Below are 9,459 nucleotides of genomic sequence, written 5' to 3' on the forward strand. Positions count from 1 at the left end.
CTCACCGATCGGCGGCCTCACGCAGCGCGCGGGCGGGAATGCCGAGCAGCAGGAGCACCCCGCCGAGCACGACCACGACCGCACTGATCTGCAGGCCGAGATCGAGGGTTCCGGTCGTGGTGCGGATCCAGCCGAGCAGCGCGGGACTGGTCGCCGCGGCGAACGAACCCATGGTGGTGACCATGGCGATCCCGCTGGCCGCGCCCGGGCCGGACAGATAGATCGAGGGAATCGAGTAGAACACGGTGAGCCCGCAGTAGTGCGCCGCGGTCATCAGCGTCAGCAGCACGATCACCAGATACGGGTTGCCGTCCGCGAAGGAGAGGCCGACGAGGCAGGCGGCGGCGAAGAACTCCGCGCCCGCCGCATGCCAGCGCCGTTCCAGGGTGCGGTCGGAATGCCTGCCGAACAACAACATCACGACCATGCCCAGGATCGGCGGGATCGCGGCGAGCAACCCGATGTCGAGCACATTGCCGACCCCGGAACTGTTGATGATCAGCGGTGTCCAGAACGAGACCGCGTTGGCGAGGGTGTAGCAGCCACAGGAGACGAGCCCGAGCACGTAGACCCGCGGATCGCGCAGCGCGCGCAGCAGCCCGGAATGCTTGCCGCCCGCGCCTTTGCGTTCCTGATCCGCGGCGAGATCGTGGGCGATGGCCCGCCGCTGCGCCTCGTTCAGCCAGCGCGCCTCGGCCGGTTTGTCCCGGAAGAACACCAGGACGAGCACCCCGAGCAGCACCGGAGGGATCGCCTCGACGACGAACAGCCACTGCCAGTCGTGCAGGCCGAGCGCACCGCCGAAGGTGTGCATCACCCAGCCGGAGACCGGCGGGCCGAGAATGCCGGACAGCGGGACACCGAGGAAGAACAGCGCGGTCATCCGGGTGCGCCGGGCCGAGGGGAACCACTGCGCGAGGTAGTAGAGCGCGCCGGGGAAGAACCCGGCCTCGGCGATCCCGAGCAGGAACCGCGCGCCGTAGAACAGTTCCGGTGTCGTGGCGAGCGCGGTCAGCGCGGTCACCACGCCCCAGGAGATCATGATGCGCACCAGGGTCTTACGCGCCCCGATCCGGGCGAGCAGCATATTGCTCGGCACCTCGAAGATGATGAAGCCGACGAAGAACAGTCCGACGGCGAGCCCGTAGACCCCCTCGCTGAACCCGAGGTCGGCCTTCAACCGGACCTGGGCGATGCCCACATTGGTGCGGTCGATGAAGCTCACCACGTAGCAGGCGAGCAGCAGGGGCATGACCCGCCACGCGACCTTCCGGTAGAGCGCGGCGCGGGGCACGCCCGCGGCGACACGGTCACCCTGTCCCTCGTGCGAAATCGACGTCACTGTCTCACTCCAGAATCGGCGGGATGGCACACCCGGGTGCGGCACCGAGTCTCTGCCGCACTGTTGTTAATGTCAACACCCGGTCTTGCGGCGAGATCTTGGGCCGGTGACCTAGAATCACCGGATGAACACCCCGCTCTCCATCTCCGAGCTGCTCTCCTACCGGATGCACCGGGTGGCGAACGCGATCTCGCGCAGCGCGGCCACCAGGTACCGCAGGGAGTTCGACGTCAGCCTCGGCGAGTGGCGCACCCTCGCCCTGCTCGGCGAGGACTCGCCGCTGACCCTGAACCGGCTCGCCGGGCGTGCGGGCCTGGACAAGGCGCAGATGAGCAGGGTGGTGGCCAAGCTGGACGACCGGGGTCTGCTGGACCGCGAGTCCGGGGCGGGCCGCAGTACACGGCTCTCGCTGAGCCGCAAGGGAAAGACCGTCTACCAGGGGCTGATCGACGCGGCGAACGAACGCAACGACGCCTTCCTCGCCTGCCTGACCGAACAGGAACGCGCGGCACTGGACTCGGCGCTGGACAAACTCGGCAAGCTCGCCAAGGCGCTGGAGAGTCAGCAGTCCGGCTAGCTGTTGACATTATCAACACATACGGGATACTTCTGGGGCAACCGTTCCCAGGAGGTACCCCGATGGCGGATCGCGTGACGATCTGCGAGTGCTTCGCCCGCGACGGGCTGCAGCACGAGCCGCGCACCGTGCCGACGGCGACCAAACTCGAACTGCTCGACGCGTTCACCGCGGCCGGGTTCCGCCGGATCGAGGCGACCAGCTACAGCCATCCCGGCCACGTTCCCGCCTTCGCCGACGCCGCGGAGGTGCTCGCCGGGCTGCCGAAGCGCGAAGGCGTCGCGTACAAGGCGACCTGCCCCAATCCGCACGCGGTACGGCGCGCGCTCGCCGATCTGGACGCGGGCCGCGGCGCCGAGGAACTGAGTTTCCTCGTCTCGGCGACCGAAGGGCACACCGAACGCAATCTGCGCACCGACCGGGCCACGCAGTGGCAGCGGGTCGCCGAGATGACCCGGCTGGCCGAGGGCAGGTTCACCCTGGTCGGCGTGGTGTCGGTGGCTTTCGGCTGCCCGTTCGAGGGCGCTGTCGATCCCGGAGCGGTTGTCGAGGACATCCGCGCGTTCGCCGAACTCGGCGCCGGACTGATCACCCTCGGGGACACCATCGGGGCCGCGAACCCGCGCAGTATCGCGGAGCTGTACCGGCGCATCGAGCGCGCCGGGATCACCGTCCCGGTGGTGGCACATCTGCACAACACCCGGGGCACCGCGCTGGCCAACTGTGTCGCCGCACTGGACGCGGGCTGCAGGCACTTCGATTCGGCCATCGGCGGGGTCGGCGGGCACCCGGCGAAGATCGCCTACGGGCAGGGCCTCACCGGGAACGCCTGCACCGAGGACCTGGTCGCACTGTTCGAGTCGATGGGGATCGAGACCGGGCTTGATCCGGACCTGCTCGCCGCCGCTTCGGTGCGCTGCGAGCAGGCGCTCGGCCGCGAGCTCTACAGCATGATCGCCAAGACCAGGAAAGAAGGCATGCATGCCTGAGGTACTGCAGACCGAGGACGAGGACGGAGTGCGGGTGCTCCGGCTGAACCGGCCGGAGAAACTGAACGCGCTCAACACCGAACTGACCCGGGCACTGCACGACGCGCTGCTCGAGGCCGACCGCTGCGCGGACGTGCGCGCCGTGGTGCTCGCCGGGTCCGGGCGCGGTTTCTGCGCCGGGGCCGACCTTTCCGAGTTCGGGGAGCTCACCCCGGAGAATCCGGCCGCCGTGCTGGAACGCGCGGAACTGACCAGCCGCACCCAGTCGCTGCTGCGCGAGCTGTCCACCCCGGTGGTCTCCCTCGTGCAGGGCGCGGCGATGGGCGGCGGGGCCGGGCTGGCGATCGGCGCCGATATGACCGTGGTGGCCGAGGATGTGAAATTCGGTTACCCCGAACTGCGGCACTCCATCGTTCCCGCGGTCGTGCTCACCGGATTGCAGCGCCAGCTCGGGCCGAAGCTGGCCTTCGAACTGATCAGCCTCGGCCGGGTGCTCAACGGCGCGGAAATGCTCGAGTTCGGCCTGGCCAACCGGGTCACCGAGGCGGAGGGGCTGCTCACCGAGGGGCTCGCGATCGCGCGCGGCTGGGCGCAGGCGAGCCCGCTGGCGATGGCCACCACGAAACGGCTCTTCCACCGGGTCGCCGATCTGCCCTATGCCGAGGCGATGCGGGCCGGACAGGATGTCAACGTGATCATGCGCGGTTTCCGGGAGAGCCGATGAAACCCTTGTCCGGCATCACGATCCTGGATTTCTCCCGGGTACTCGCCGCCCCGCTGGCCACCCAGACCCTCGCCGAGCTCGGCGCGACCGTGGTCAAGGTGGAGCGCCCGGGCCGCGGCGACGAGTCCCGTGGCTGGGAACCCAGGCTGCCCGCCGGAGAGAGCGCGTACTTCTTCGCGTTCAACCGGGGAAAGCGCTCGATCACCCTGGACCTCAAGACCGCGCGCGGCCGGGAACTGGCCGCCGGTCTCGCCGCCAAGGCCGATGTGCTGGTGGAGAACTTCCTGCCGGGCACCCTGGACAAGCTCGGCCTCGGCTACGAAACACTATCCGCGGTCAATCCCGGCCTCGTCTACGTGTCCAACACCGGATTCGGGCAGGACGGCCCCTACCGTGACCGCAAGGGCTACGACACGATTTTCCAGGCACTGTCCGGGATCATGCACCTGACCGGGCATCCCGACGCGCCACCGGCCAAGGCCGGGGTCCCGGTCTCGGATCTGGCATCCGGGCTGTGGACCACGATCGCGGTGCTCACCGGGCTGCTCGGCAGGGCGAACTCCGGAAAGGGCACACAGCTGGATGTGGCCATGATGGACGTCCAGGTGAGCCTGCTCGCACTGGCCGCCGCCCGGCTGTTCGCCTATCAGGAGGACCCCGTCCGCCAGGGCACCCAGCATCCCGGACGGGTGCCCTCGGCCGCGTTCCAGTGCCGCGACGGCCACTGGCTGCACCTGAGCGCGAGCGATCAGCACTGGGTTCCGCTGTGCGAGGTGCTCGGGCTCACCGAACTCGGCGCCGATCCGGAGCTCGCGGACAACCGCGGCAGGCTCGCCGAGCGGGAACGGGTGCTCGGCGCGCTGCGGGCCGCGTTCGCGCAGCGGCCGCGCCCGGAACTCGCCGCCGCGCTGCGGGCAAGGGAGGTCCCGGTCGGCGAGGTCAACTCCGTGCGAGAAGCCCTCGAAGACCCGAACACGGTGGCCCGCGGCATGGTCGGGCACTTCGAACACCCCGCGGAGGGCCGGTTCCCCGCGCTGCGCACCCCGTTGCGGCTGACCGGTTTCACGGATCCGGAGCCCGGGACACCACCCGGACTGGGCGCCGATACCGAGTCCGTGCTCGCCGAATACCTCGGACTGGCCGAGACCGAGATCGCGGCCCTGCGCCGGGAAGAGGTGATCTGAGCGTGGAACCGGTGCTGGTGCACAGGAACGCGGGCGTGGCCGAGGTGCGGCTGAACCGCCCTCGGGCGCGCAATGCGGTGAACCTGCCGATGTGCCTCGCGCTGCGGGACACCTTCGCCGAGCTGGACGCCGACGAGGATGTGCACCTCGTCCTCGTCCGGGCCGAGGGACCGGTGTTCTGCGCGGGGGCGGATCTCAAGGAGCGCAGGGGAAAGGACGAGTCCTGGGTGCGCAGGCGCCGGATCGCCTCGTTCGCCGCCTACGAGGCGATCGAACGCTGCGCCAAACCCGTGCTCGCCGCGGTGGACGGACCGGTCGTCGGCTCCGGCGGGGAGATCGCGATGAGCTGCGACTTCGTACTCGCCTCGACGGCGGCGAGTTTCCGGTTCCCCGAACCGCACTGGGGAACGGTCGGCGCCACCCAGCGATTGCCGCGGGTCATCGGGAAACGGCGGGCCAAGGAACTGTTGTTCACCGGCCGGGTGCTCGGCGCCGCGGAGGCCGAACAACTCGGCCTGGTGACCCGGCTCGCCCCGGAGGCGGAGTTCGAGGGACTGGTGGACGAGACGGTGCGGACGATCCGCGAAGCCCCACCGCTGGCACTGCGGCTGACCAAGCAGTCGGTCGACCTCGGCGCGGAAACCGAGCTGAGCACCGGAATCCGCATCGAGATGACCGCGATCGAGCGGAACCTCGCCGACGGTGGCTGGCGGCGCGGAGTCGAGGAGTTCGCGGCCGGACAAGGAAGTGAGTCATGGACCTGAGCGGTATCTGTCCACTCACGACGGACGCGGCGCTGCGGCGGGCCGCGTTCGTCGCCGGGGAACTCGAGGCGGTGGTCGGGCCGCACGAGCGGATCGGCTACACGGAACTGGCCGCGGAGGTCGACCGGCTGCGTTCGGCCTTGCACGGCGCGGGAATCCGGCGCGGTGATCACGTCGGGCTCTGCCTCGGCAACGGCCCGCGCTGGGTGGCCCTGTTCCTCGCGATCACCTCGCTCGGCGCGGTGACGGTCCCGGTGAACACCCGGTTCAAGGCGGCCGAGTTCGAGTACGCCCTTCGCCAGTCGGACATCCGATTGCTGATCGTGGCCGAACGGGTGCTCAGCTCGGAATTCACCGCGATGCTGCGGGAAATCTGCCCCGCGGTGGACACCGCGCTGCCGGACCCGAAGATGCCGGAACTGCGCCAGGTCGTCGTGCTCGGCGACGATGTTCCCGCGGGAGCGCGCGGCTGGACGGATTTCCTGGCGGGCGGGCGCGAGGACATCGCACCGTGCGCCGAACCCGGGGATGTCGCGCTGATCCAGTACACCTCGGGTACCACCTCCTTTCCCAAGGGCGTGCTGCTCACTCACCGGAACATGTGCGCCGACGCGTTCTTCTCGGCAACCCGGATGGGACTGCGTGCGGGCGACCGGTTCTACAGCGGGCGGCCGTTCTTCCACGTCGCCGGGACCACCCTGTCGATCCTGGCCTGCCTGCAACAGTGCGCCACCCTGGTCACCGCGGAACGGTTCGAACCGGAGACGGCGCTGCGGCTGCTCGCCGAGGAACGCTGCACACACTTCGCGGGCAACGACACCATCGCGCTGATGCTGCTCAACCATCCGGACCGGGAGCGGTACCGGTTGCGGTTGCGCGGCGCCTGGCTGGCCGCCTCGCCGACCGTGGTGCGCCGGGTGATCGGGGAACTGGGTGCCACCGAGGCGGTGGTCGGCTACGGGCTTTCCGAGGCCTCGCCCAATGTCGCCCAGTCGGCCTGGTGGGAGGACGAGGAACTGCGGGTGTCCGGCGCCATGGCACCGGAGCCCGGGGTCTCGGTCCGGTTGCGGGACGACGATGCGGGGCGGCCGGGCGAGATCCTGGTGCGCGGGTGGAACGTGATGCGCGGCTACTACGCGATGCCGGAGCAGACCGCTGCAGCCGTGGACGCCGATGGCTGGCTGGCCACCGGCGATCTGGGCGAGCTGCGCGCGGACGGGCGGCTGGTGTTCACCGGGCGGGCCAAGGAACTCATCCGGGTCGGCGGGGAGAACGTGGCCCCCGCCGAGATCGAGGCGGTGCTGCACCGGCATCCGGCGATCCGCCAGGCCGCGGTGGTCGGGGTGCCCGATGACCGGCTCGTCGAGGTCCCGTTCGCCTTCGTGGTGCTCAATCACGAGACCGCCGAGGCGGAACTGCTCGACTGGTGCCGTGGCGAACTGGCCGGGTTCAAGGTGCCCCGGCATCTGCGGATCGTCGATGGCTTCGAAGGGATCGGCATGACCGCCAGCGCGAAGGTGCAGAAAAGCAAGCTCGCCGAGCACGCCGTCCGGATGCTGGCGCAGTGATGACCGGTATCCCGACCAGTGTCACCCGGCTGCTCGGCATCGAACTGCCGATCGTGCAGGCGGGGATGTCCTGGGCTTCCTCGGCCGCACCGCTGCCGCTCGCGGTTTCCCGGGCCGGTGGCCTCGGTGTGCTCGCCGCGGGCCCGATGCGCATCCCGGAGCTGCGTGCCGCCGTGCGGGAACTGCGCGCGGGAACCGAACGGCCGTTCGCGGTCAACCTGCCGCTCTACCGCAAGGGATCCGAGGAGGCGATGGATGTGCTTGCCGGGGAACGAATCCCGGTGCTCATCGCCTCCCAGGGCGGGCCGCGCCGCTACCTCGAGCGGTTCCACGCGGCGGGCACGGTCTGCCTGCACGTGGTCGCCAGCCCGGAACACGCGCGCAAGGCCGCCGATGCCGGGGCGGACGGACTCGTCGTGGTCGGCGCCGAGGCCGGGGGCCATCCGCCGCCGGACATGGTCTCCACCCTGGTGATCGTGCGCGCCATCGCCAAGGCGGTGCCCGGAATCCCGCTGATCGCCTCCGGTGGCTTCGCCGACGGATCCGGACTCGCCGCCGCGCTGGCGCTCGGCGCGGGCGCGGCCCAGTTCGGCACCCGCTTCCTGCTCAGCGCGGAGGCGAACGTCCATCCCGACTACCAGCGAGCCGTGCTGGCCGCCGCGATCGGGGACGCCCAGCCGATCGGCCGCGAGCTCGGCGTGATCCGGGCCCTGCCGAACTCCTTCACCCGCGCGATGACCGAACTCGAACGGGACGGAACGAGCCTCGAACTCCGCAAGGCCCGGTTCGCCGAGGCCACCCTGAAGATGGCCGCTTTCGACGGGAACGTGCACGAGGGCAAGATCGAGGCCGGGCAGAGCGCGGGCCTCATCGACGAGATCCGCCCGGCCGCCGAGATCGTGCGCGGCCTCGCGGAGGAATACCACGCGGCGGTCCGGGAACTGCCGGGCTCCGCCCCCTGCTAGAATCCTGGATTCGAAGCGACAGCGTCCCGAAACGCAGCTGACCCATTCAGTCGATTTCTTGTGGACCCATCGTAAATCGGGTATCCATTTCTGCTAGTATAGATATTATGAGCACTGGGGAAATAGGAACATTGTTGTCGAGCCGGGAGCGGTTGGACCGGTTCATTGAGCAGGCTGCTGTGATGCGGCGTGCCGAAGCGGAAATGTTGCTTCAGCTTGCCGAGTTGGACAAGGAGGGTGCTCCGGTCGAGTTCGGGTACTGTGGTTCGGCGGCGACTTTGGCCCAGGATGTGTTGCGGATCAGTCGTGCCGAAGCCCGCAGGATGGCCGAACGAGCACGAGTGTTGTTTGGTGCGCTGGGGATCAGCGGGGAACCACTGTCCCCGGATTTGCCGAACACCGCGGAAGCGTATTCACGGGGTGAGGTCGGTGTCGAACACGTGGATCGGATTCGTCAGTTTGCCGCCGAGCTTCCGGATGAGGTGTTGATCGGGGACGCGTGGCCGATCGCGGAAAACGCGCTCGCCGAGATTGCCGGTGAGGTCGGTCCGCGTGGGCTCGTCCGGCCGATCCGGGAACTACGAGCACGGCTCGACCCAGATGGACAAGAACCCAGCGATCGTGATCCTGTCCGTCCGGACCGGGAAATCTGGCTCCGGCAATATGCCAACCAGTGGGAAATCCACGGTCGCCTGGACTACGAAACCGGATTGAAACTCCGCAGTGTGCTCGACGCGCTCGGCAAACCCCGCAGCAGCGAAGCCAACGGCGGCACACCCGACACCCGCACTCCAGCAGAACGCCACGCCGACGCCCTCACCGACGTCATCCAACTCGCCGCGAACCCCGAAAACCTTCCCGAATCAGGCGGCGAACCGTTCACGATCATGGTCACCATGAGCGAGCAAGCCCTGCGCGACGGCATCGGAACCGCGACAACCATGGACGGCAGCACCATCCCCGCCACCCAACTACGCCGCATCGCCTGCGACGCCGGAATCATCCCAACAGTACTCGGATCAGATGGCGAAGTGCTGGATATGGGCTGCCGGGACCGCACCGCGTCGCCGAAACTCCGACGACGACTCATCGCCCGCGACAAGGGTTGTGCGCACCCCGACTGCGACAAACCACCCGCACTCACCCAGGCCCATCACATTCAGCACCACACCAACGGCGGACTCACGGTAGAGGACAACATGGTGCTGCTCTGCGCCCACCACCATCGCATGATCCACCACACCGAATGGCAAGTCCGCATCACCAACGGCAGAGCCGAATTCACCCCACCCGAATATCGGCAGAAGCGACCGATTCCGGTCGGCTGATGTGGACTTCCCCTGAAA

At 68.9% G+C, this 9,459-nt stretch carries 9 protein-coding genes; 8 read left to right on the plus strand and 1 reads right to left on the minus strand.

Features of this window, described 5'->3' with window-relative positions:
• Position 1 precedes the first annotated feature (1 nt).
• On the minus strand, positions 2–1,342 hold the full coding sequence (locus AD72_RS24785) for an MFS transporter (protein WP_082469141.1): 1,341 nt from the start codon (positions 1,340–1,342) through the stop codon (positions 2–4).
• A gap of 124 nt (positions 1,343–1,466) precedes the next feature.
• On the opposite strand from AD72_RS24785, the gene AD72_RS24790 reads away from it, so the two are divergent.
• The 8 genes from AD72_RS24790 (at position 1,467) to AD72_RS24825 (ending at position 9,441) form a co-directional block, all read left to right on the plus strand.
• Positions 1,467–1,919 carry a MarR family winged helix-turn-helix transcriptional regulator gene (locus AD72_RS24790; protein ID WP_031468978.1) on the plus strand — a complete coding sequence of 151 codons (453 nt, stop codon included), beginning with the start codon at positions 1,467–1,469 and terminating at the stop codon, positions 1,917–1,919.
• A 62-nt stretch (positions 1,920–1,981) separates the two neighbouring features.
• The gene (locus AD72_RS24795; protein WP_031468979.1) at positions 1,982–2,908 is read left to right on the plus strand and encodes a hydroxymethylglutaryl-CoA lyase; all 927 of its coding nucleotides are present in this window, start codon (positions 1,982–1,984) and stop codon (positions 2,906–2,908) included.
• Positions 2,901–3,632 carry an enoyl-CoA hydratase/isomerase family protein gene (locus AD72_RS24800; protein ID WP_031468980.1) on the plus strand — a complete coding sequence of 244 codons (732 nt, stop codon included), beginning with the start codon at positions 2,901–2,903 and terminating at the stop codon, positions 3,630–3,632. Before AD72_RS24795 ends, AD72_RS24800 begins: the two co-directional genes overlap by 8 nt.
• On the plus strand, positions 3,629–4,816 hold the full coding sequence (locus tag AD72_RS24805; RefSeq protein WP_031468981.1) for a CaiB/BaiF CoA transferase family protein: 1,188 nt from the start codon (positions 3,629–3,631) through the stop codon (positions 4,814–4,816). Before AD72_RS24800 ends, AD72_RS24805 begins: the two co-directional genes overlap by 4 nt.
• Positions 4,817–4,818: 2 nt before the next feature.
• Complete coding sequence (locus tag AD72_RS24810) at positions 4,819–5,580, plus strand: enoyl-CoA hydratase/isomerase family protein (protein WP_031468982.1); 762 nt, start codon at positions 4,819–4,821, stop codon at positions 5,578–5,580.
• Positions 5,571–7,148: an AMP-binding protein gene (locus AD72_RS24815; RefSeq protein WP_031468983.1), complete on the plus strand. Its 1,578-nt coding sequence runs from the start codon at positions 5,571–5,573 to the stop codon at positions 7,146–7,148. The genes AD72_RS24810 and AD72_RS24815 overlap by 10 nt, the downstream gene beginning before the upstream one ends.
• Positions 7,148–8,113: an NAD(P)H-dependent flavin oxidoreductase gene (locus AD72_RS24820; protein ID WP_031468984.1), complete on the plus strand. Its 966-nt coding sequence runs from the start codon at positions 7,148–7,150 to the stop codon at positions 8,111–8,113. Before AD72_RS24815 ends, AD72_RS24820 begins: the two co-directional genes overlap by 1 nt.
• Before the next feature lie 107 nt (positions 8,114–8,220).
• Positions 8,221–9,441 carry an HNH endonuclease signature motif containing protein gene (locus tag AD72_RS24825; protein ID WP_082469142.1) on the plus strand — a complete coding sequence of 407 codons (1,221 nt, stop codon included), beginning with the start codon at positions 8,221–8,223 and terminating at the stop codon, positions 9,439–9,441.
• The last annotated feature ends 18 nt before the right edge of the window (positions 9,442–9,459 follow it).

Origin of the sequence: Sciscionella sediminilitoris (assembly GCF_000737195.2) — a bacterium.
GTDB classification, from domain to species: domain Bacteria; phylum Actinomycetota; class Actinomycetes; order Mycobacteriales; family Pseudonocardiaceae; genus Sciscionella; species Sciscionella sediminilitoris.